The sequence below is a fragment of the Halomonas icarae genome, from assembly GCF_009901955.1.
Classification (GTDB): Bacteria; Pseudomonadota; Gammaproteobacteria; order Pseudomonadales; family Halomonadaceae; genus Halomonas; species Halomonas icarae.
This window is the reverse complement of record NZ_WUTS01000001.1, coordinates 607,686-629,478: the sequence shown is the minus strand read 5'-3', so window position 1 is coordinate 629,478 and position 21,793 is coordinate 607,686. Positions and strand designations below refer to the sequence as shown.

General features: G+C 65.9%; 21 protein-coding genes. 14 read left to right on the top strand and 7 right to left on the bottom strand.

Annotation, left to right across the window (positions count from 1 at the left end):
• Nucleotides 1–97 precede the first annotated feature (97 nt).
• The 3 genes from prmC to hemA are packed head-to-tail and all read right to left on the bottom strand — an operon-like array spanning nt 98 to nt 3,338.
• Nucleotides 98–949, bottom strand: a complete 852-nt coding sequence (prmC, locus tag GRB80_RS02890) for a peptide chain release factor N(5)-glutamine methyltransferase (protein ID WP_161422493.1) — start codon at nt 947–949, stop codon at nt 98–100.
• Nucleotides 950–965: 16 nt separating this feature from the next.
• Complete coding sequence (prfA, locus tag GRB80_RS02885; RefSeq protein WP_132042264.1) at nt 966–2,057, bottom strand: peptide chain release factor 1; 1,092 nt, start codon at nt 2,055–2,057, stop codon at nt 966–968.
• A 9-nt stretch (nt 2,058–2,066) separates the two neighbouring features.
• The gene (gene hemA / locus GRB80_RS02880) at nt 2,067–3,338 is read right to left on the bottom strand and encodes a glutamyl-tRNA reductase (RefSeq protein ID WP_161422492.1); all 1,272 of its coding nucleotides are present in this window, start codon (nt 3,336–3,338) and stop codon (nt 2,067–2,069) included.
• A gap of 209 nt (nt 3,339–3,547) precedes the next feature.
• Here hemA and GRB80_RS02875 point away from each other — a divergent pair, with 209 nt between their 5' ends.
• From GRB80_RS02875 to htpX, 11 genes are all read left to right on the top strand, one after another.
• On the top strand, nt 3,548–5,314 hold the full coding sequence (locus GRB80_RS02875) for a tetratricopeptide repeat protein (protein ID WP_161422491.1): 1,767 nt from the start codon (nt 3,548–3,550) through the stop codon (nt 5,312–5,314).
• Between the two features lie 13 nt (nt 5,315–5,327).
• The gene (gene lolB / locus GRB80_RS02870) at nt 5,328–5,945 is read left to right on the top strand and encodes a lipoprotein insertase outer membrane protein LolB (protein ID WP_161422490.1); all 618 of its coding nucleotides are present in this window, start codon (nt 5,328–5,330) and stop codon (nt 5,943–5,945) included.
• Nucleotides 5,938–6,807: a 4-(cytidine 5'-diphospho)-2-C-methyl-D-erythritol kinase gene (gene ispE, locus GRB80_RS02865; RefSeq protein WP_161422489.1), complete on the top strand. Its 870-nt coding sequence runs from the start codon at nt 5,938–5,940 to the stop codon at nt 6,805–6,807. Before lolB ends, ispE begins: the two co-directional genes overlap by 8 nt.
• Before the next feature lie 51 nt (nt 6,808–6,858).
• Nucleotides 6,859–7,800: a ribose-phosphate pyrophosphokinase gene (locus GRB80_RS02860; protein WP_195689480.1), complete on the top strand. Its 942-nt coding sequence runs from the start codon at nt 6,859–6,861 to the stop codon at nt 7,798–7,800.
• Between the two features lie 129 nt (nt 7,801–7,929).
• Nucleotides 7,930–8,577: a 50S ribosomal protein L25/general stress protein Ctc gene (locus GRB80_RS02855; RefSeq protein WP_161422488.1), complete on the top strand. Its 648-nt coding sequence runs from the start codon at nt 7,930–7,932 to the stop codon at nt 8,575–8,577.
• Nucleotides 8,578–8,664: 87 nt separating this feature from the next.
• Nucleotides 8,665–9,255, top strand: a complete 591-nt coding sequence (gene pth / locus GRB80_RS02850; RefSeq protein ID WP_161422487.1) for an aminoacyl-tRNA hydrolase — start codon at nt 8,665–8,667, stop codon at nt 9,253–9,255.
• 150 nt (nt 9,256–9,405) lie between these two features.
• Nucleotides 9,406–10,497, top strand: a complete 1,092-nt coding sequence (gene ychF / locus GRB80_RS02845; RefSeq protein ID WP_161422486.1) for a redox-regulated ATPase YchF — start codon at nt 9,406–9,408, stop codon at nt 10,495–10,497.
• Between the two features lie 160 nt (nt 10,498–10,657).
• The gene (msrB, locus tag GRB80_RS02840) at nt 10,658–11,059 is read left to right on the top strand and encodes a peptide-methionine (R)-S-oxide reductase MsrB (RefSeq protein ID WP_161422485.1); all 402 of its coding nucleotides are present in this window, start codon (nt 10,658–10,660) and stop codon (nt 11,057–11,059) included.
• A gap of 84 nt (nt 11,060–11,143) precedes the next feature.
• Nucleotides 11,144–12,106, top strand: coding sequence for a ribosome biogenesis GTPase YlqF (gene ylqF, locus GRB80_RS02835; protein ID WP_161422484.1), 963 nt, complete (start codon nt 11,144–11,146; stop codon nt 12,104–12,106).
• Between the two features lie 35 nt (nt 12,107–12,141).
• Nucleotides 12,142–13,371 carry a pyridoxal phosphate-dependent aminotransferase gene (locus GRB80_RS02830; protein WP_132042254.1) on the top strand — a complete coding sequence of 410 codons (1,230 nt, stop codon included), beginning with the start codon at nt 12,142–12,144 and terminating at the stop codon, nt 13,369–13,371.
• A gap of 126 nt (nt 13,372–13,497) precedes the next feature.
• Complete coding sequence (gene htpX, locus GRB80_RS02825; protein WP_132042253.1) at nt 13,498–14,403, top strand: protease HtpX; 906 nt, start codon at nt 13,498–13,500, stop codon at nt 14,401–14,403.
• Between the two features lie 73 nt (nt 14,404–14,476).
• On the opposite strand, the gene pdxB is transcribed toward htpX, so the two are convergent.
• Nucleotides 14,477–15,676 carry a 4-phosphoerythronate dehydrogenase PdxB gene (gene pdxB, locus GRB80_RS02820; RefSeq protein WP_161422483.1) on the bottom strand — a complete coding sequence of 400 codons (1,200 nt, stop codon included), beginning with the start codon at nt 15,674–15,676 and terminating at the stop codon, nt 14,477–14,479.
• Between the two features lie 90 nt (nt 15,677–15,766).
• Between pdxB and GRB80_RS02815 the strand changes: the two genes are divergently transcribed.
• Nucleotides 15,767–16,045 (top strand): hypothetical protein, encoded by a 279-nt coding sequence (locus GRB80_RS02815; protein ID WP_132042251.1) that lies wholly within the window; start codon nt 15,767–15,769, stop codon nt 16,043–16,045.
• 98 nt (nt 16,046–16,143) lie between these two features.
• Here the strand turns inward: GRB80_RS02815 and GRB80_RS02810 are convergent, their stop codons facing one another.
• Nucleotides 16,144–16,491 carry a glutaredoxin family protein gene (locus GRB80_RS02810; RefSeq protein WP_132042250.1) on the bottom strand — a complete coding sequence of 116 codons (348 nt, stop codon included), beginning with the start codon at nt 16,489–16,491 and terminating at the stop codon, nt 16,144–16,146.
• The gene (rlmKL, locus tag GRB80_RS02805) at nt 16,488–18,686 is read right to left on the bottom strand and encodes a bifunctional 23S rRNA (guanine(2069)-N(7))-methyltransferase RlmK/23S rRNA (guanine(2445)-N(2))-methyltransferase RlmL (RefSeq protein WP_161422482.1); all 2,199 of its coding nucleotides are present in this window, start codon (nt 18,684–18,686) and stop codon (nt 16,488–16,490) included. The genes GRB80_RS02810 and rlmKL overlap by 4 nt, the downstream gene beginning before the upstream one ends.
• Nucleotides 18,687–18,929: 243 nt before the next feature.
• Here rlmKL and rmf point away from each other — a divergent pair, with 243 nt between their 5' ends.
• Nucleotides 18,930–19,136 carry a ribosome modulation factor gene (gene rmf / locus GRB80_RS02800; RefSeq protein WP_132042248.1) on the top strand — a complete coding sequence of 69 codons (207 nt, stop codon included), beginning with the start codon at nt 18,930–18,932 and terminating at the stop codon, nt 19,134–19,136.
• Between the two features lie 114 nt (nt 19,137–19,250).
• Here the strand turns inward: rmf and GRB80_RS02795 are convergent, their stop codons facing one another.
• Nucleotides 19,251–20,267: a quinone-dependent dihydroorotate dehydrogenase gene (locus GRB80_RS02795; protein WP_161422481.1), complete on the bottom strand. Its 1,017-nt coding sequence runs from the start codon at nt 20,265–20,267 to the stop codon at nt 19,251–19,253.
• Between the two features lie 155 nt (nt 20,268–20,422).
• On the opposite strand from GRB80_RS02795, the gene mgtE reads away from it, so the two are divergent.
• A complete protein-coding gene (gene mgtE / locus GRB80_RS02790) occupies nt 20,423–21,775 on the top strand; it encodes a magnesium transporter (protein ID WP_132042246.1) in 1,353 nt (450 codons plus the stop codon).
• Nucleotides 21,776–21,793 lie beyond the last annotated feature (18 nt).

Genomic DNA, 21,793 nt, shown 5'->3' with positions numbered 1-21,793 from the left:
AAGGTGTACCACAGCAAAGCATCGACGGCTATCAACGCTTGGTCTGACTCGCCGAGAGCGCCTCAATTGGCTCTACCCTCCACGGCCAGTCGGCCAATCAAGGCGATAGTCGCCCCAGGCTGACCCGCTCATGGCCGCCGAGATCCCGGCGGCTGGCTACCTCGCGGTAACCTGCCGCCACGAGTGCCTCGCGCACCGCCGCGGCCTGGCTCCAGCCATGCTCCAGCAGCAGCCAGCCGCCGGGCAGCAGGTGCTCCCGCGCCATCGTCACCAGGTGGTTCAGGTCTGCCAGTCCATCGCCATCGGCCACCAGCGCCGAACGTGGCTCGAAACGCACATCCCCCATGGCCAGGTGGGGATCATCCTCGGCGATGTAGGGCGGATTGGAGACGATAAGAGAGAAGCGTGTTTTGCACTCCTCATCCTTCAGAGCGGCAAACCAGTCGCTCTCGCGAAACTCGACGTTGGCAAGGGCGAGTCGTGTGGCGTTGTGTTGCGCCAGGGCGACCGCCTCGGGACGGATATCCAGGCCCAGCACTCGCCAGGCGGGGCGCTCGCTGGCAAAGGCCAGGGCGATGGCCCCGCTGCCGGTGCCCAGGTCGAGCAGCTTGCCCTCGGGCTCTTCCGCCAGCGACAGGGCGGACTCGACTAGGGTCTCGGTGTCGGGTCGCGGGATCAGCGTGCTGGGGTCGGTCGCCAGGCGCAGGCCCCAGAACTCCCGCTCGCCGGTAAGATAGGCCACCGGTTCCCCCGCCTCGCGACGTGCCACCAGCGCTCGAAAGCGCGCCGCCGCCTCAACATCGGCCCGACGATCGCCCCAGGTATAGAGCCAGGTGCGCTCGACGCCCAATATATGGCAGAGCAGAACCTCGGCGTCGAGGCGCGCCGTGGGGGAGCCAGCCGCGCTCAGCCTGGCCGAGGAATGGGCCAGCAGGGCATCGAGGGTCACTGCTCCTCCCCGCACTTCAAGCCTCCTGCTGCAGGGCGGCGAGCTGTTCGGCCTGGTATTCGTGGATCAGGGGCTCGATCACCTCGTCGAGATGTTCGCCACCGATCACCTCGGAGAGCTTGTAGAGGGTCAGGTTGATGCGGTGATCGGTGACCCGCCCCTGGGGGAAGTTGTAGGTGCGGATGCGCTCACTGCGATCCCCGGAACCGACCAGGCTTCGCCGCGTATCGGCCTGCTGCTGACGCTGGCTATCCACGGCGTGCTGCTTGAGACGCGCGGCCAGCAGCGACATCGCCTTGGCGCGATTCTTGTGCTGACTACGCTCCTCCTGGCACTCCACCACCACACCGCTCGGGAGGTGAGTGATGCGAATCGCCGAATCGGTGGTGTTGACGTGCTGGCCGCCGGCGCCGCTGGAGCGGAAGGTATCCACACGCAGGTCGCTGGGGTCGAGATCGATGTCGCCCACCGCATCCACCTCGGGCATTACCGCCACGGTACAGGCCGAGGTGTGGATGCGCCCCTGGGACTCGGTGGCCGGCACACGCTGCACGCGGTGGGCGCCGGACTCGAACTTGAGCCGAGCATAGGCCCCCTCCCCCTTAATGCGCGCGATGACCTCCTTGTAGCCACCCTGTTCACCGTGGTTGGCGCTGACCACCTCCACCTTCCAGCCATGCTTTTCGGCGTAGCGCGAGTACATGCGAAACAGGTCACCGGCAAACAGCGCCGCCTCGTCACCACCGGTGCCCGCCCGGACCTCCAGGAAGACCCCGCGGCCATCATCGGGATCCTTGGGCACCAGCAGGCGCTTGAGCTCTCCCTCCAGGGCGTCGCGCTTCTCGCGACTCTCGCTCAGCTCCATCTCGGCGAGTTCGCGCATCTCGGGGTCGCTGTCGGAGGCGAGCAGCTCGGCTTCCTCGATATTGCCCTCCACGGCACGATACTCACGCCATGTTTCCACCAGAGCCTCGAGCTCGGCGTATTCACGGGAGTAGTCGCGGAATCGGGCCTGGTCGCCGATCACCTCGGGCGCCGCCAGCAGGGCGGCGAGCTCCTCGAAGCGCTCGCCGAAGTCGTCGAGACGCTGGCGCAGGGAAGCTTTCATTCGTCGATCCTATCGGGTGGTCGTATCGGGGGTCGCCTCGAGCAGCAGCGCGCTGGCCGCCTCGAGCAGATCGTGGCGCTCGGCAGAGGCAGCCTCGCGCAGCGCCACGGTGGGGCCATGCAGCAGCCGGTTGGTCAGCTGATGAGCCAGTCGTCGAACCACGGCCTCGGGGTCCTCGCCACGCGCCAGACGCGTCATCGCCTGCTCCAGAGAGTGGTCGCGATGCGCCTCACCCCGGGAGCGATAGTCATGAATCAGCTCGCCCCCGCTGCGGATGCGTCGGTCGTGTTGCCAGGCGCCCACGCCGTGCTCGATCAGCGACTCCGCCTGGTCGGCCGCGACCTGGCGGTGACGGCGGTTCTCGGCGATCACCTCCTGAAGGTCGTCCACCGTATAGAGGAAGATGTCGGCGAGCTGCCCCACCTCGGGCTCGATATCCCGAGGTACGGCGATATCGACCATGAAGATCGGTCGGTGGCGACGCTTCTTCAGCGCCCGCTCCACCATGCCCTTGCCGAGAATCGGCAGCGGGGCTGCGGTGGAGGAGATGACGATATCCGCCTCGGCCAGGGCTTCGGGGATGGCGTCCAGGGTGATCGCCTGCCCACCCAGGGGCGCGGCCACCTGCTCGCCGCGCTCTCGGGTGCGGTTGGCCACGGTCAGCTGGCTGACACCCGCCTCCTTTAGATGACGGGCCACCAGCTCGATGGTCTCGCCGGCGCCGATCAGCAGTGCTCGCGCACGGCCGAAGTCATCGAAAATTCGGCTCGCCAGGCTGACCGCCGCATAGGCGACCGAGACCGGATTGCGGCCGATGCCGGTTTCCGTTCGCACCTGCTTGGCCACGGCGAAGGTGTGCTGGAACAGGCACTCCAGCTCCTTGCCGAGTCCTTTCCCCAGGCGGCTGGCCTGATAGGCGTCCTTGAGCTGACCGAGGATCTGCGGCTCGCCCAGCACCATCGAGTCCAAGCCTACCGCGACGCGCATCAGGTGGCGGGCGGCCTCGTTGTCCAGATAATGGTAGGCACACCGGGTGAGATCCTCGACCGGCAGGCCGTGGAAGCGGCCCAGCCACTCCAGAACGGCTGCCTCGCCTGCGGACTCTGTCACGCAGTAGAGTTCCGTGCGATTGCAGGTCGAGAGGACAGCCGCCTCCTTGACCTCGGGCAGGCCGCGCAGCTCACCTAGCGCGGCATCGAGCTCGGCGGGGGCAAAGGCCACCTGTTCGCGCACCTCGACGGTGGCGGTACGGTGATTGATTCCAAGGGCAAGCAGCGTCATGCGTCGGGCATCTTGAACGTGGGGTGTGCGGCCATTAAGACCTCGCAATCGAGGCGCATGGATTCTATCACATCCGACAGCCGATGGCGGCCCATCCGGGCTAGCCCGGATGACAGCACCGCACAAGGCTGTTCCGACGACAGGGCGTGCCTTTGCCCGCGCCGGCCGAGCCGTTATGCTGAGACCACCGCACCACAAGCGAGACACCCATGGCCCGCGCCCTTTACTCCCTGATACCTCAATCGCTGGCGACGTCGGCACTGGCGTTGCTGCTGGCCGGCTGCCAGTCGTGGCCGCTCGACGATGGTGCGCCCCAGGTGATGGAGGACCCGCTGGTCGGTGCCCCGCCTATCGAGCAGGGCCTGGACGCCGAGGGCCTGGCCGGCCTTATCACCGCGGAGCTGGCCGGACAGCGCGGCGACTACCGGCGTGCCGCCGAGGGCTACCTCACAGCCAGCCAACGCTACCGCAGCGCCGGCCTGGCAGAGCGGGCGGCGCTGGCCGCAAGCTTCGGCAATGAGCGCGAGCTGCTCGACCGTGCCGCCAGGGAGTGGCAGGGGCTGGCCCCCGACAGCGTCGCCCCGGCCCGGCTGCTGGCCGGCCTCGCCGTGCAGCGTGGCGACTGGGATGAAGCGCTGCGCCAGCGACTGGCACTGGTTCGAGAAGGCGGCGACAGCGAGATCTCTTCGCTGGTGGAGGCCGCCCTGGCCACCAACGCCGCCCCGGCACCCCTGCTGGCCCGGCTGCGTGACCATCTGGACACGGCCCCCGAGGATGCCCGCCGCCATGATGCCGAGCTCGCCACCGCGATGCTCGAAGTGGCCGCCGGGGAAACCGCCGCCGCCAGCAGACGCCTGGCGCGTCTCGATGCCCGGGCTCCGGAGCTGCCGGCCCTGTGGCTGACCCGAGCCCGGCTGGCCCAGGCGGCGGACGACCCCCACGCCGCTCGCGCCGCCGCGCGCCGCGGCCTCGCCGTCTCGCCCGACGATGCGCGCTTCATTCTTCTGCTGGCGCAAAGCGAGCTTCGTCTGGGCAATGTCGCCGCTGCCGAGGTGCAGACCGAAGCCCTGCTCGAGAAGCACACCGGCGATAACGCACTGCGCATCGGCCTGGCGCGCCTCTACCTGGAGGAGGGACACCGAGAGCCGGCGCGGCGCCTGCTTCTTCCTTTAGCGGCGCGTCCCGAGCCCTCGGCCGAGGCGCTCCTGCTGCTGGGCGATATTTCCCGTGACGAAGGCGAGATCGACAACGCCCTGCTTTATTACCGTCAGGTACCGGCGGAGGAGGCCTTTCTGCTCAGTCGTCTGCGTGCCGCCGAGATGCTGATGGAGAATGGCCGACTGAACGATGCACGCGTCTTCCTGCGCCGCGAGCGGCTGCGTCATGCCGACAGCCATAGCGACATGGTCGCCCTGGAGGTGGAGCTGCTCGATCGTGAGGGGCTCGGCGACGCGGCCGATGCCCTGCTCGACCGCGAACTGACACGCGCGCCTGCCGACGAACAGCTGCTTTATCTGCGCGGCATGCGCGCCTGGGAGGCGGATGACCTGGATGGCATGGAGCGTGATCTCCGGCGCATCATCGAGCATAACCCCGATAGCGCCCTGGCACTCAACGCACTGGGCTATACCCTCGTCGACCAGGGACCCAGGGCACGGCTCGACGAGGCCCGCGAACTGATCGAGCGAGCCCATGCCCTCGACCCCGACAGCCCGGCGATTCTTGATAGCCTGGGTTGGGTGCACTACCGCGAAGGTGACCCCCAGGGCGCCCTTCCCTGGCTCGAGCGAGCCTATCGCGCCATGCCCGACCAGGAGATCGCCGCCCACCTGGCCGAGGTGCTATGGACCCTGGAGAGACGCGACGAGGCCCGGGAGCTGATCCGCGGGATCCTCGATCGCCTCGATGAGCACCCACTGATCGACGACCTGCTGCGCCGGATCCCCGAGCTGGCTCCCGCCGCCACACCCAACTGACCACGAGACCACCATGCAACGTCACTACTCGCCGCTTGTCATCGCCACCCTGCTGCTGACCCTGGTCGCCGGCTGTGCACGCCAGGCACCACTCCCCGAAGGGGAGCGTGCCTTGGGGCAGTGGCAGACTCAGCAGCAGCGCCTCGAAGCACTGGATACCTGGCGGCTGGCCGGCAAGGCCGGACTGCGCACTCCCGAGGACTCCACCAGCGCCAACCTCGACTGGAGCCAGCACCCCCACTACTACCGACTGCTGATCAGCGGGCCCTTCGGCAGCGGCCGCAGCACCCTGGAGGGGCGCGAGGGTCGCTTCTCGATGACCACCTCGGAGGGACGATTCGAGGCCGAAACCCCCGAGGCGCTGATGGAGCAGCAGTTGGGCTGGTCGCTGCCACTCGGCGCCCTGTCCGACTGGGTGCGTGGCCTGCCGGGTGACGGTCATCCCTATCGACTCGAGAAGGACGAGCTGGGGTTCCCGGCTCGACTACGACAGGCCGGCTGGGAGGTCGACTACCGAGACTGGACCCATACCGACGGCCTGTGGCTGCCACGCCGGCTGGTAATGCACTACGGGGATCTACGCGTCACCCTGGTGATCAACGAGTGGCGCCCGGTGATCGACGATGCCTGAACACAGCACCCAAGGCGTGAGCCTTCGCCTGCCCGCCCCCGCCAAGCTCAACCGCATGCTGCATATCACCGGCCGCCGTCCCGACGGCTATCACGAGCTGCAGACGCTGTTTCAATTCCTCGATCACGATGACACCCTGCATTTCACCCGACGCGAAGACGGAGAGATCCGCCTTGCGCCGGAAGTTGCCGGTGTCCCCCACGAGCGGAACCTCATCGTGCGCGCGGCACGCCTGCTACAGGAGCGGAGCGGCTGCACCCTGGGCGCCGACATTCATCTCGAGAAGCGGCTGCCCATGGGGGGTGGCCTGGGCGGCGGCAGCTCGGATGCCGCCACCAGCCTGCTTGGGCTCGATGCCCTATGGGGCCTGGGGCTGTCGCTCGACACTCTCGCCGAGCTGGGTCTGACCCTGGGTGCCGATGTGCCGGTCTTCGTGCACGGCCATGCCGCCTGGGCCGAAGGCGTCGGCGAACGCCTCACCCCGGTGGATCTCGACACGCCCTGGTTCGTGGTGGTTCACCCCGGCATCGAGGTGGCGACACCGGCAGTCTTCAAGGCTCCTGAATTGACACGCCACACCCCCCCTATTACCATGGCGCGCGCCCTGCAGGGGGGAGCGTCCAGTTGGCGCAACGACTGCGAGGCAACAGTCAGGTCGCTCTATCCAGCGGTAACCTCGGCATTGGACTGGCTGGCTCGACGTGCCCCCAGCATGCTGACCGGCACCGGTGCCTGTGTCTTCGCCCGTCTGGCAGACGAACAGGAAGCCGACCGGCTGCTGGGTGAGATCGATGGCCGCTGGCAAGCCTTCAAGGCCCGCAGTCTGAACCGTTCTCCGCTGCATGACGCTTTGGATCGCTGATCACGGACGATCCCCCCCCGATGACCCAACACACTGCATAGGTGGCTGCGCGTGTCAAAATTGATGGTTTTCGCCGGGAATGCCAATCCCGAACTCGCCCGCAAGATCGCCGAGAGTCTGGACACCCGCCAGGGCAATGCCACGGTCGGCCAGTTCAGCGACGGCGAGATAGCGGTTGAGATCAACGAGAACGTGCGCGGCAAGGACGTGTTCGTTCTGCAGTCCACCTGTGCGCCGACCAATGAGAACCTGATGGAGCTGATCCTGATGATAGATGCCCTGCGCCGGGCATCTGCATCGCGGATCACCGCCGTGGTGCCCTACTTCGGCTATGCCCGTCAGGACCGTCGCGTGCGCTCCGCCCGTGTGCCGATCTCGGCCAAGATCGTCGCCGACATGATGGTCAAGGCCGGCGTTGACCGTGTCATGACCATGGACCTCCACGCCGACCAGATCCAGGGCTTCTTCGACGTGCCGGTCGACAACGTCTACGGCTCGCCGATCCTGCTCGATGACATCGAGCGTCAGAACTACGAGAACCTGGTGGTGGTCTCTCCTGACGTCGGCGGCGTGGTGCGTGCCCGCGCCATCGCCAAGCAGCTCAATGCCGATCTTGCCATCATCGACAAGCGTCGCCCCGCGGCCAACCAGGCCCAGGTGATGCACATCATCGGCGAGATCGAAGGGCGCAACTGCGTCGTGGTAGATGACATGATCGATACCGCCGGCACCCTGTGCAAGGCCGGCGAAGCGCTCAAGGATCACGGCGCCGAGCGCGTGGTGGCCTACGCTACCCACCCCATTCTCTCGGGCCCGGCGGTGGACAATATCGTCGGTTCGGTGCTCGACGAGGTCGTCGTCGCCGATACCATTCCGCTCTCCGAGACGGCATGCCGCAGCGGCAGGATCCGCCAGCTGAGCGTCGCCGGCCTGATCGCCGAGGCGATCCGCCGGGTGAGCAACGAGGAATCCGTCAGCGCCATGTTCCACTGAGAGAGCTCCACTTAGTTAGTTCCATCTCGGCACGACAGGCGCCGGAAAGCGCCCTTCGGGGCACCCGGAAGTGTCAGGGCTCTGGTCGCGGTCCCTGACGCTTTCCTACTTCAAGCAAGAGGCAATTCCATGTCCGATTTTATTCTTAATGCCAGCGTTCGTAACGACCTGGGGAAAGGTGCGAGCCGCCGCCTGCGTCGTGCGAACGAGCAGGTTCCCGCCATCATCTATGGTGGTGAGAAGGAGCCACAGCCGATCTCCGTCGAGAAGGCTGCCTTCTACAAGGCGATCGAGGAAGAGGTGTTCTTCTCCTCCATCATCAACCTGGTCGTCGACGGCAAGAGCGAGCAGGTCGTGGTACGCGACCTGCAGCGTCACCCCTTCAAGCCGCTGATCACCCACGCCGACTTCCTGCGTGTGGCAGCCAACCAGGAGTTCACCACCCGTGTGCCGCTGCACCTCGCCGGTGAAGAAGCCTGTGTGGGCATCAAGGACCAGGACGGCGAGCTCCATCAGCTGGCTTCCGACGTCGAGATCAGCTGTCTGCCCAAGGACCTGCCCGACTACCTGGAGTTCGATATCAGCGATCTCGAGGTCGGTGCCATCAAACACCTCTCCGACCTGAGCCTGCCGGCCGGCGTCACCATCCCGGCACTGGCGCTGGGCGAAGACCACGACGGTCCGATCCTGAGCATCGTCAAGGCCAAGGTGCGCTCCGCGGGTGATGACGCGGAAGATGCCGAAGGCGGCGAAGAAGGCGAGCAGGGCGAGGAGTAATCCTTACCCGCTCCGGGGCCGCGCCAGACGCGGCCCCTCTGCTGATGATCAAGCGCCCCGGCGCTTGATTTTTTTTGGAGGTGACACATGAGTCAGGTCAGAGCGATCATCGGGCTGGGCAATCCCGGCGCCGACTACGAGGCCACCCGCCACAATGCCGGGGCCTGGCTGGTGGAGGCCCTGGCGCGCCGCGCCGGCGGCGAGCTGCGCGCCGACCGCAAGTTCCTGGGCCTGCATGCCAGGGTCCAGTTCGAGGGGCGTGATCTCCATCTGCTCAACCCCACCACCTTCATGAACCGCAGCGGCGGTGCGGTGGCGGCCCTCTGTCAATTCTACAAGCTGGCACCCGATGAGCTGCTGGTCGTTCACGACGAGCTCGACCTGCCGCCGGGCAGTGCCCGGCTCAAGACCGGCGGTGGCCATGGCGGCCATAACGGCCTGCGCGATATCATCAGCGCCCTGGGCAACACGCGGGACTTCCACCGCCTGCGCCTCGGCATCGGCCACCCCGGCGACTCGCGCCAGGTCACGAACTACGTGCTGGGCCGCCCCGGAAAGGCCGAGCATATCGCCATCGAGGCCGCCATCGACGAGAGCCTGGCCACCCTGCCCGATGCCATCGACGGTCACTGGACCAAGGCCATGAACCGGCTGCACAGCTTTTCAGCCGCCGGCTGACAGGCCAGCATAGGCTGAGGGTACACGCTGTCAGTCACCCCTTTGCTGGCCGGATGGGCCTTCTTACGGCTGACCGCTTATGGCTTACCGCTCGGTCGAGTAGAATACTCGCTACTTTTCACTCGCGTACACGCTTTCCAGGATGATCCCATGGGTTTCAACTGCGGTATCGTCGGCCTGCCGAATGTCGGCAAGTCGACCCTCTTCAATGCGCTGACCAAGTCCGGCATCGACGCCGAGAACTTCCCCTTCTGCACCATCGAGCCCAACGTGGGCATCGTGCCGATGCCCGACCCGCGACTCGACAAGCTGGCGGAGATCGTCAAGCCGCAGAAGGTGCTGCCGACCACGATGGAGTTCGTCGATATCGCCGGTCTGGTCGCCGGCGCCTCCAAGGGCGAGGGTCTTGGCAACAAGTTCCTGGCCAATATCCGCGAGACGCAGGCCATCGCCCATGTGGTGCGCTGCTTCGATAACGACAACGTGATCCATGTCGCCAACCAGGTCGACCCGCGTGCCGATATCGAGATCATCAACATGGAGCTCGCGCTGGCCGACCTCGACACCGTGGAGCGCGCCATCCAGCGCCTGGTCCGCGTGGCCAAGGGCGGTGACAAGGAGGCCATCGCCACCAAGGCGATCCTCGAGCGCATCCAGCCCCACCTGGCCGAGGGCATGCCGCTGAGAAGCTTCGGGCTGGACGAGGAGGAGCAGCATCTGCTCAAGGGCTTCGGCTTCCTGACCCTCAAGCCCACCATGTACATCGCCAACGTCAACGAGGACGGCTTCGAGTCCAACCCCTACCTGGACGTGGTCCGCGACATCGCGGCAGAGGAAGGGGCCGTGGTGGTACCGGTGTGCAACCAGCTCGAGGCCGAGATCGCCGAGCTGGACAACGAGGAGCGCGCCATGTTCCTCGACGAGATGGGCATGGAAGAGCCCGGTCTCGATCGCGTCATCCGTGCCGGCTACGCCCTCCTCGGTCTGCAGACCTACTTCACCGCCGGAGTGAAGGAGGTGCGCGCCTGGACCGTGAAGGTGGGTGCCACCGCCCCCGAGGCCGCCGGCGTGATCCACACCGATTTCCAGAAGGGCTTCATCCGCGCCGAGGTCGTCGCCTACGAGGACTTCGTCACGTTGGGTGGCGAGCAGGGTGCCAAGGACGCCGGCAAGTGGCGACTGGAGGGCAAGGAGTACATCGTCAAGGATGGCGACGTGATCCACTTCCGTTTCAACGTCTAACGTTTCACCGCCACATTCCACGCTCGACGCCAGTCGCCCCCGGCATCCTACCGGGGGCGTCTGCGTTGAGGGGGCGTGAATCCTTGCCGGTAGGGGGCTCCCCCACCTGGCCAGGTGCATGCCACAATGGAGACATCACCCCGATGACAAGGAGAGCCCCATGCCCTTGAAGATCGACAAGCCCGACGCCGAATGGCGCGAGACGCTTACCCCGGAACAGTACCGCGTCACCCGCGAGAAGGGCACCGAACCTCCCTTCAGCGGCGACTACCAGGTCACCGACGAGCACGGCATCTACCACTGTGTCTGCTGCAACGCGCCCCTGTTCGAGAACGAGCACAAGTTCGACGCCGGCTGTGGCTGGCCAAGCTTCGACCGTCCCATGACCCCCTCCTGCGTGGAGGAGCACTTCGACACCTCCCACGGCATGCGCCGCACCGAGGTGACCTGCGCGCGCTGCAGCGCCCATCTCGGGCACGTCTTTCCCGACGGCCCGCGCGACACCACCGGCCTGCGCTACTGCATCAACTCCGTGGCGCTCGACTTCCACGCCGGCGAGTAGGCCTCGCAATCGGCCTGAGCATCCCCTGACAGGGCCGTGTATCTGCTAACATGGGCGGCCGATTTCTACAGGCAGGAGAGGCCCATGCTCGGCTGGTACCCGGGACACATGCACAAGGCGCGGCGCCAGATCACCGAGGCGCTGCCGGAGATCGACGTGGTGGTCGAGGTCCTCGACGCCCGCCTGCCCTACTCCAGCGCCAACCCCATGCTGGCGGAGCTGACGCGCCACAAGCCGGTGCTCAAGATCCTCTCCCGGGCCGACCTGGCCGATCCGGAGCGAACCCGGGAGTGGACCGCCCACTTCGATGCCCAGCCCGATATGCGAGCGCTCGCTGTGACCACCACCAGGGTCAAGGAACTCAAGCGCATCCCCAGGCTCTGCCACGAGCTTGCCGGCCAGATTCGCGCCGACCGAGACGTGCGCGTGATGGTGATGGGCATCCCCAATGTCGGCAAGTCGACCCTGATCAATGGCCTGGCCGGCAAGAGCATCGCCAGGACCGGCAATGAGCCCGCGGTGACCAAGCGCCAGCAGAAGGTTCGCATCAACGGGCGCGTGGCCCTTATCGACACCCCCGGGGTGCTCTGGCCCAAGATCGAGGACCAGGCCAGCGCCTACCGCCTGGCGGCGAGCGGTGCCATCCGTGACACTGCCATCGACTACGTGGATGTCGCCATGGTCACCGCCGCCGAACTGGCCAGGCGCTACCCCGAGGCCCTCACTGCACGCTACCGGCTCAAGGCGCTGCCCGGCTACCAGGCCAACCCCGATGCCGACCGGGTAGAGGCCGATGGCCCGGCGCGAGTGGACCTGCTCGCCGTGGCCGGGTTCGACGGTCATGCGATCCTGGCCGAGATCGCCGCCAAGCGCGGTGGCCTGCGTCCCGGCGGCGAAGTGGACCTGCACCGTGGCGCCGAGGTGCTGCTGCATGAGCTGCGCGACGGCAAACTCGGTCGCCTGACCCTGGAAACCCCGGATGATATCCCGCCCGAGCCCGCCCTGGAGCCGGACGGCGGCGATGACGCCGATCCAGACACCCCCTAATCCTATCGCCCTCGCCGACCAGGACACCGAACGACATGGACACCCCTCCGCTTCGCAAATCCCACAAGCTGCATAATGTCTGCTACGACATCCGCGGTCCGGTACTCGACCACGCCAAGCGTCTGGAAGAGGAGGGCCAGCGCATCCTCAAGCTCAATATCGGCAACCCCGCGCCATTCGGCTTCGAGGCCCCCGAGGAGATCCTGCAGGATGTGATGCGCAACCTGCCCACGGCCCAGGGGTACTGCGACTCCAAGGGGCTATACTCGGCGCGCAAGGCGATCATGCAGGAGTGCCAGCGCCGGGAAATCCCGGGTGTGGGAATCGAGGATATCTATATCGGCAACGGCGTCTCCGAGCTCATCGTGATGACGCTCCAGGCACTGCTCAACGACGGCGACGAGGTACTGATACCGGCGCCCGACTACCCGCTATGGACCGCCGCCGCCAACCTCTCCGGCGGCCATGCCGTGCACTACCTGTGCGATGAACAGGCGGACTGGGCACCGGACCTCGACGATATCCGCGCCAAGATCACCGCCCACACCCGGGCGATCGTGATCATCAACCCCAACAACCCCACCGGGGCGGTCTACCCCCCGGAGGTGGTGCGTGAACTGCTCGAGATCGCCCGCCAGCACGATCTGGTGGTGTTCTCCGACGAGATCTACGACAAGATCCTCTACGACGATGTGGAACACGTCTCCACCGGCGCCCTGGCCGGCGAGGACCAGCTGGTCGTCACCCTGAACGGTCTCTCCAAGAGCTACCGCTGTGCCGGTTTCCGCTCGGGCTGGATGATCCTATCCGGCAACATCGCCAAGCAGCGTGCCGCCGACTTCATCCAGGGGTTGACCATGCTCGCCTCCATGCGCCTGTGCGCCAATGTGCCGGCCCAGCATGCCATCCAGACCGCCCTCGGTGGCTACCAGTCGATCAACGACCTGATCCTGCCCGGCGGCCGCCTGCGGGCCCAGCGCGATATCACCTTTGAAAGGCTCAACGCCATCCCCGGCGTCTCCTGCGTGAAGCCCAAGGGAGCGCTCTATGCCTTCCCGCGCCTGGACCCCAAGGTCTACAACATCCAGGACGATCAGCAGCTGGTGCTCGACCTGCTGCTGCAGGAGAAGATCCTGCTGGTCCAGGGGACCGCCTTCAACTGGCCGGACCCCGACCATGTGCGGATCGTCACCCTGCCCTGGGCCGACCAGCTCGGCGATGCCCTGGACCGTTTCGCCCGCTTCCTGTCGCGCTATCGCCAGTAACTCCCTAACGAGCCGAGCGAATTCAGGGCTTGAAACCCGCACCGCCCGGTCGTATCTAAGCAATAGTCTGTTCCTGCCGCCCACATCGGGCGGCTTCCTTTCGATGATCGATGGAGATCCACCGACATGATGCGAATCCTGCTCTTCCTGGCCACCAACCTGGCAGTACTGCTGGTGGCCAGTGTCACCCTGCGCCTGCTGGGCGTGGACAGCTACCTCAGCGGCCAGGGCATCAACTTCCAGAGCCTGCTGATCTTCTGCTTCATCTTCGGCATGGCCGGCTCGATGGTCTCGCTGTTCATCTCCAAGTGGATGGCCAAGCGCAGCACCGGCACCGTGGTCATCGAGACGCCCTCCAACGCCACCGAGAAGTGGCTGGTGGACACCGTGGCGGAGCTGGCCCGGGATGCCGGCATCAAGACCCCGGAAGTCGGTATCTTCCCGGCCCAGCAGTCCAACGCCTTCGCCACGGGCTGGAACAAGGATGATGCCCTGGTGGCGGTCTCCGCCGGCCTGCTCAACCGAATGCGTCCGGAAGAGGTGCGCGCGGTACTGGCCCACGAGATCGGCCATGTGGCCAACGGCGACATGGTCACCCTGGCGCTGATCCAGGGTGTGGTGAACACCTTCGTGATGTTCTTCGCCCGGGTGGTCGCCCAGCTGGTCGACCAGTTTCTGCGTGCCCGCAGCGATGGCGAGGGTGGCCTGGGCTTCATGGGCTACTTCGCCGTGGTGATGGTCGCCGAGATCATCTTCGGCATCGCCGCCTCCGCCATCGTCGCCTGGTTCTCGCGCTTCCGCGAGTATCGCGCCGACGCTGCCGGTGCCGAGCTGGCCGGCTCCGGCGCGATGATCAACGCCCTCGCCCGCCTCAAGGCCGAGACCGAGCTGCCCGACCAGATGCCCGATACCCTGCGTGCCATGGCCATCACCAAGGGGCAGACCCGTTCGCTGGTGGAGCGCCTGTTCGCCAGCCACCCCCCACTGGATGATCGCATCCGCGCCCTCAAGGAGGCCGCCTACCGACAGTAAGCCTCCCCAATGCACAACCACAGAGGGCCCGCCAATGGCGGGCCCTCTGCGTTAGGAGGAAAACATTGTCCTGTCACTCAAGCCGTCGCCTCACACGAAACCCCGCCCCCGCCATCAATGTGGCCAGGTGCCGATCCTCTTCGGCCAGGGCCACCTCCAGGGTGGCGAATTCACGGCGCAGGGGGTAGTCGGCCCGGCAGGCGTCGAAACCTCTGGCCATGCCCTGCCGGCGACTAGCACGCCTCAGAGAGTCATGATCACGGCGCGGGTCGTAGACGGCTCGCATGGCCAGGCGCAGCGCCTCCTCCTGCTCGAGCCCTTCACCAAGTTCGAGGGAGCGCAGCGGTGGCGTCGGCAGCAGCTCCTCCAGGGTCATCCGGCACGGCAGGCCGAAGGCGCGACAGAGCGCACGAGTGATCTGGTGGGTACCGCGCAGCTTGCCGTCGAGGCTGTAGCCGGCAATATGCGGTGTGGCGACTTCGGCAAGGTCGGCCAGCGAGGCGTCGACGCCCGGTTCATTCTCGAAGACATCGAGAATCGCGCTGAAATCTCCCTCTCCGCTCAGGCGGGCGCGCAGGGCCTGGCCATCAACGCAATCACCGCGCCCGGCGTTGAGCAGCAACGACCCCGGTGCCAGAGCGGCGATGCGCTCGGCATCCAGCAGATGGTGGGTGGCATGGGGACCCTGGCGAACCAGAGGGGTATGCAGGCAGAGCACGTCGCACTCGTCGATCAGGGTATCCAGGTTCACGAAGCCGGCCGGCGCCTCTTCCTCGGCGTCCACCCTACCAGCACGCTCCGCCTCGACACTCTCTGCTTCAACCCGGGGCGGGTCGCAGGCCAGACAATCAATGCCCATGGCCGAGAGACGCGCCAGCAGCCGCCCGCCCACATTGCCGGCTCCGACGACGCCCACCCGGCGCTCGGCAAGCCGCCAGCCCTGCCGCTCGGCGAGCGTCAGCAGGCTGATCAGCACGTAGTCGACCACCGCCTCGGCGTTGCAGCCCGGGGCGCTGGCGAAGGTGATGCCGCGTTCGGCCAGCAGCCGGGTATCGACATGATCGGTCCCGATGGTGCAGGTGCCCACGAAGCGCAAGCGTGATGCCTCGGCGAGCAGCGTCTCGTCGACCCGCGTGATGGAGCGAACCACCAGTGCATCGATATCCCGCAGGGACGCGGCATCGATCTCGCGGCCCGGCAGACGCACCACCTCGCCCAGTGCCGCGAAGCACGTCTCCGCGGCAGGCACATTGGCATCGACGAGGATCTTCATGGGCGTTGTTCCACTCCGACAAGGCATTACAATACGTCCTACCTTATCACCTCGCCGTCCAAGCCGGCACAGAGCAGCTCGGGAGCTTCGATGATCATTCGCTGGGAAACCGACCATGACTATGTCCTGGTGCATATCCACCAGGACATGTTTGGCGACTGGATCTTCAGCCGCGCCTGGGGGCAGATCGGCACCCAGTTCGGCGGGCTGAAGCACCAGCTGGCCGATGACCGCGAGCAAACCCTGATGTGGCTGGCCGATGAGGCCACCATCCAGGCATCACGAGGCTTTCGCAAGGTGCTGGAAGTGGAGGATCACAGCCCCGAGGGACGAGAAGCCATGAGCCAGCTATCCCTACTTGAGCCGTAGCTGGAAGGCAGCATGAGTTGGCCCATCAGGGGGCCAAGCCCCTTCTTCAAGCTTCTCGCTTCCAGGAACGAAGCGACGCTCTTCAAGCTCAAGCCGGCTTAGCTCAGATAGCGCCGCCCACCGCGCATTATCGAACCACAGGCTTCAGGTGCCTCGTCCTCACCATTCAGCCCACAACGCAGCGCCTGCCAGGCCTTGTCATCCAGCCAGCCACGCGCCTCGAGCCAGGTCGCCAGGCGCTCTGCCTCGAAGCCGCGGTCGAGCTCGTTGCCTACGGCATCCACCAGTACCGGAATGCGCACCCCGTAGCGAGCCAGCAGGAGATCATCCTCGCTGATCTCGACTCGCTCGAGCGCCACCGGCTCACGAGATAGCTGAGCCAGCAGCCCCTCCAGCTGCTGGCAGAGATGGCACCCCAGCGTCGTGTAGAGAGTCAGCTGGATCATGCCGACGCCTCCCCGTCCTCGCGATGACGGATCAGGAAGACATGATGCAGATCGGGATTGCGCACAAAGTCGGGATCGAAGGTCTGTCCCGAGATCTCCTTCACCGCATAGTGCTCGACCAGATCGGCATCCAGCTTGAAGCGGCGCTGGTTGTTGGAGAACACCAGCGTCCCGCCCGGCGCCAGGCGCGCCATGGCCAGGCGAACCAGCCGGCCATGGTCGCGCTGGATATCCAGGGTGTCCTCCATCTTCTTGGAGTTGGAGAAGGTGGGCGGATCCATGAAGATCAGATCGAACTCGGCGTTGGCACGCTCCAGCCAGCGCAGGCAATCCTCGCGCACCACGCGATGCCGGCCCGGATCGAGACGGTTGAGGGCGAAGTTATCTCGCGCCCATTGCAGGTAGGTGTTGGAGAGGTCGACACTGACGCTCTCCGAGGCACCGCCTGCCTCCCCGCTACCCAGCGCCGCCTGCACGGTGGCGGCCCCCGTATAGCAGAAGAGGTTGAGGAAGCGCCTGCCCACCGCCATCTCGCCAAGCATTCGGCGAACCGGACGATGGTCGAGGAACAGGCCGGTGTCCAGGTAGTCGCGCAGGTTGATCCACAGCCTGGCCGGCCCTTCCTGAACCTCGAAACGCTCGCCGGTGGCGGCCTGCTTCTCATACTGGGCACGGCCGCTCTGACGCTGCCGCCGCTTGACCACCACCCGTGTGGGGGCCACCTCGAGCACCTCGGGGATCACCGCCAATGCCTCGAACAGCCGTTTCTGGGCTTGATCGGCATCCACCGACTTCGGTGCGGCATACTCCTGCACATGCACCCAGTCGGCGTAGACGTCCACCGCCATCGCATACTCGGGCATATCGGCATCATAGAGGCGATAGCACTGCTCGCCGCTGCGCTTGAGCCACTTCTTCAGGCGCCGACGATTCTTCTCCAGCCGATTGGCGAACATCTGCGCCCCTTGCGAGCGCGCCGGCGTAGCCTCCGCCTGCCCATCCTGCCGTTCGGGCACCGCCATCAGCAGCAGCTTGGTCTCCAGAGGGCCATTGCGCAGTGCGTACTGCTTGTGAGCGCGCAGGCCGATGCGATGGCCGAGATCGGGATTACCGGTGAAAACCGCCAACTGCCAGCCAGGAAAGGCATCACGCACCCTCTCGCCCAACCGGGCATAGAGGGTCACCAGCTCGGGCAGCTCGCCGAGGCGCTCGCCATAGGGTGGGTTGGTGATCAATAGCCCCGGTGACGCCTCCTCGAGGCCCTGGGGGCATGTCAGCTCACCGAGCCCCGCGCCGCGAAGCTCAATCAGCGCCGGGATACCGGCACGCATGGCATTGGCCTTGGCGGCGGCAAGCGCCGTCGGACTCTGGTCGAAGCCGTAGAATCGCGAGCGACAGCGCTTGCGGCCGATGCTCGCCCGCGCCTCGGCCTCGCGCCTGAGCTCTCGCCAGCCCCCCTCGTCGTGGCCCGCCCAACCGTGAAAGCCGAAGCGGTCACGCGCCAGACCAGGGGCCATATCGGCCGCCATCATCGCCGCCTCGATCAACAGTGTGCCCGCTCCACACAGTGGATCCACCAGCGGGGCGCCCTGGCGAGCCAGCTCGGGCCAGCCGGCACGCAACAGCAGTGCCGCGGCCAGGTTCTCCTTGAGCGGCGCATGACCGACATCGCGGCGATAGCCACGACGATGAAGACTCACGCCCGAGAGGTCGATGCCCACCACCAGGCGACCGCGATGCAGGTTGGCGTAACAGCGCAGATCGGGCTGCTTGAGATCCACCGAAGGGCGCGGCAGGCCGCGGGCCTGCAGGCGATCCACCACACCATCCTTCACCGTTTGGGCGCCGAAGCGGGTATGACGGATCGCCTCGCTGCGACCATGGAAGTCCACCGCCAGGCTGGCGGAGAGGGGCAGGTGCGACTCCCAGGGGATCGCAGCTACCGCCTCTCGAAGCTGCTCGGGCGTGTCGATGCCCTCATCGCGAACCAGACACAGGATCACCCGGCTGGCCAGACGTGACCACAGGCAGACCCGATAGGCGGTGACCTGATCGGCTCGCGCACTTACCGCTCCCACCGTGCTCTTGACGGGCACGGCACCGAGGGCTTCCAGCTCCTCGCTCAGCAGCTCCTCGAGGCCACGGGGGCAGGTTACCTGTAGATCAAGGGAAGGGTCGGATGGAGTCGGAGTCATCGGCAATCACCGCGAAGGCAGAAGGATAAATGTGCACCATGTCAGGCAGGTGAACGAGTTGTTACAAATCGTTGGTCGACAACGCGGAGCGAGTTGGGCTATCAATAGGGCAGTAGCTACTAAGAACACGCATGCGTTTGCTGTCATCGAGCCCGCCTTACCACATTACTGGGCTCGAGGCTTGTTACGGCTCGGCGCGAGTCACTCCCGAGCCAGTTAGATACCTTATCAAGAGGTAGTCCAATGAAACGACAGAAACGTGATCGCTTCCAGCGTGCCTATACGCATGGCTACAAGGCAGGTGTCTCAGGACGCTCCCGTGATGACTGTCCCAGTCAGGACGTCAATCTTCGTGAATACTGGATGAGCGGTTGGCGTGAAGGTCGTGGGGATCAATGGGACGGCATGACCGGCATTTCCGGCATCCACAAGAACCCCATGGTGGTGTGAACCCGAAACCTGAATCAAGCGAGATTCACGCTTCCTCAAGCCCGCGGCGAGCCGCGGGCTTTTTGCATTCCGTGCAATTCTATCCAGCATACTTCTATCCAGCACACCTCTCTATCAGCGCGCGTCACGCAAGGCTCGGTTGCACTCCGCCACCAGCGCCGGGCCGCGGTAGATGAACCCCGAATAGAGCTGTACCAGATCGGCGCCGGCCTCGCACTTGGCCACCGCCGCCTCGCCGCTATCGATGCCACCCACCCCGATGATCGGCATCTCGGGAAGACGGCGGCGGAGCTCGCGGATAACGCGATTGGAGGGCTCGAACACCGGCCGACCCGAGAGCCCCCCCTGTTCGTCGGCATGGGCCAGACCCTCGACGGCCTCTCGCGAGACGGTGGTATTGGTGGCAATCACCGCATCGATCTCATTCGCCGCCAGACACTGGGATACCAGCCCCACCTCATCGGCATCCATGTCTGGCGCGATCTTGACCGCCAGGGGCACCCGGCGCTCACTGTCACGATCGAGACGCGAACCCGCCTCGCGTAGCGCCGACAGCAGACCATCGAGGTGATCACCGAACTGCAGGTTACGCAACCCAGGGGTGTTGGGTGAGGAGATGTTCACGGTGATGTAGTGAGCGTAAGGGTGCACCTTCTCCAGGCATGCCAGGTAGTCATCTACCGCCTGCTCGACCGGGGTCGTCAGATTCTTGCCGATATTGATGCCGATCACGCCGTCGAAGCGACTGGCCCTGACCCTGGCCACCAGGTGGTCGACCCCGGCGTTGTTGAACCCCATGCGGTTGATGATGGCGCCCGCCTCCGGCAGGCGAAACAGCCGTGGGCGCGGATTGCCGGACTGAGGCCGGGGCGTCACGGTCCCCACCTCCACGAACCCGAACCCCAGCGCACCCAGGGCATCGAGATGATCGGCGTTCTTGTCGAGCCCGGCGGCAAGCCCCACCCGGTTGGGGAAGCGCAGTCCCATGAGCTCTACCGGGTGCTCCACCCGCTCGCCCCCGAGGCGTGCCGCCACGCCCAGGCGGTTGGCCAGATCCAGCCCCTTCAAGGCCACGCCATGGGCGGTTTCGGCGTCCAGGCGAAAGAGCAGCGAGCGAGCGAGGGAATACATGGCATCTCCGGCGGGTGGTGGTCGCGAGCGGGCGAGAGTATAGCAGTGCCTCACGCCAGAAACGACGTCACAGCCGCTGCCAATTTTATGATCTACTGTAGGCCGCCAAGGGTGCGGCATCACTGCCACACCGCCGAGGAGCCAGGGAGACTGACATGGCCGACACCACCGAAACCCTCGAACACCGCCTGTCCCGGATCCATCGCGCCCTGGGGGAGAACCGTCTCGACGACGTCGACGCCGTGCTGGCCGATCTGGAACCCGCCGAGATTGCCCTGCTGCTGGAGTCGCTGCCGCCAGTGGCTCGTATCCAGCTCTGGAAACGGGTTCCGGGGGAGGTCGACGGCGAGGTGCTGCTGCACGTCCATGATGAAGTACGCAGCACCCTGCTCGATGATATGGACCACGAGGAGATCGTGGCCGCTGCTACCAGCATGGACACCACGGACCTGGCTGAGATCTTTGAGGACCTGCCCCAGCAGGTGGCCGAGGACATGCTGCGCTCCATGGACGCCCTGCAGCGCGAACGCCTGGAGGAGACCCTCTCCTTCGAGGAGGACAGCGCAGGTCGGCTGATGCGCACCGATACCATCACGGTGCGCAGCGACGTCAGTCTCGAGACGGTGTGCCGCTTCCTGCGCTGGAAGGAGTCGATCCCCGACAACACCCACCTGTTGATGGTGGTCGACCGTGACGGCCTGTTCCAGGGCACCCTGCCGGTAGCACGGCTGATCAGTCACCCGCCCGAGATGGCGGTGGCCGACCTGATGGACCACGAGGTCGATAGCATCCGAGTCGACATGAAGTCGCGTGACGTGGCCACCCTGTTCCAGACGCACGATCTGGCCTCGGCGCCCGTGGTGGACGAATCGGGCCTGCTGCTCGGTCGCATCGTCATCGACGATATCGTCGACGTCATCCGCGAGGATTCCGAACAGGCGCTGATGAACATGGCCGGCCTCGACGAGGAGGAGGACCTGTTCGCCCCCGTGCTGCCCAGCGCCAAGCGGCGCGCCGTCTGGCTGGGCATCAACCTGCTCACCGCCTTCCTGGCCGCCGGGGTGATCGGACGTTTCGAGAATGCCCTGGACCAGATTGTCGCCCTGGCGGTATTGATGCCAATCGTCGCCAGCATGGGCGGCATCGCCGGCAGCCAGACCCTGACCCTGGCCATACGTGGCCTGGCCCTGGGGCAGATCAGCAATACCAACAGCGCTTGGCTGCTGCGCAAGGAGATCGGCATCGCCATCCTCAATGGCGTGCTCTGGGCACTGGTCGTGGCGGTACTGGCCCTGCTGTGGTTCAAGAGTATCGCCATCAGCGTGATCATCGCCGCCGCCCTGACGATCAACATGCTGGCGGCGGGTGTCGCGGGCATTCTCATCCCGCTGCTACTCAAGCGTGTGGGTATCGACCCGGCGCTGTCGGGTTCGGTGATTCTGACCACGGTGACCGATGTGGTGGGCTTCATGTCCTTTCTGGGCCTGGCCACCTATTTCCTGCTCTAGGCTCCCAGCCTCCAAGGC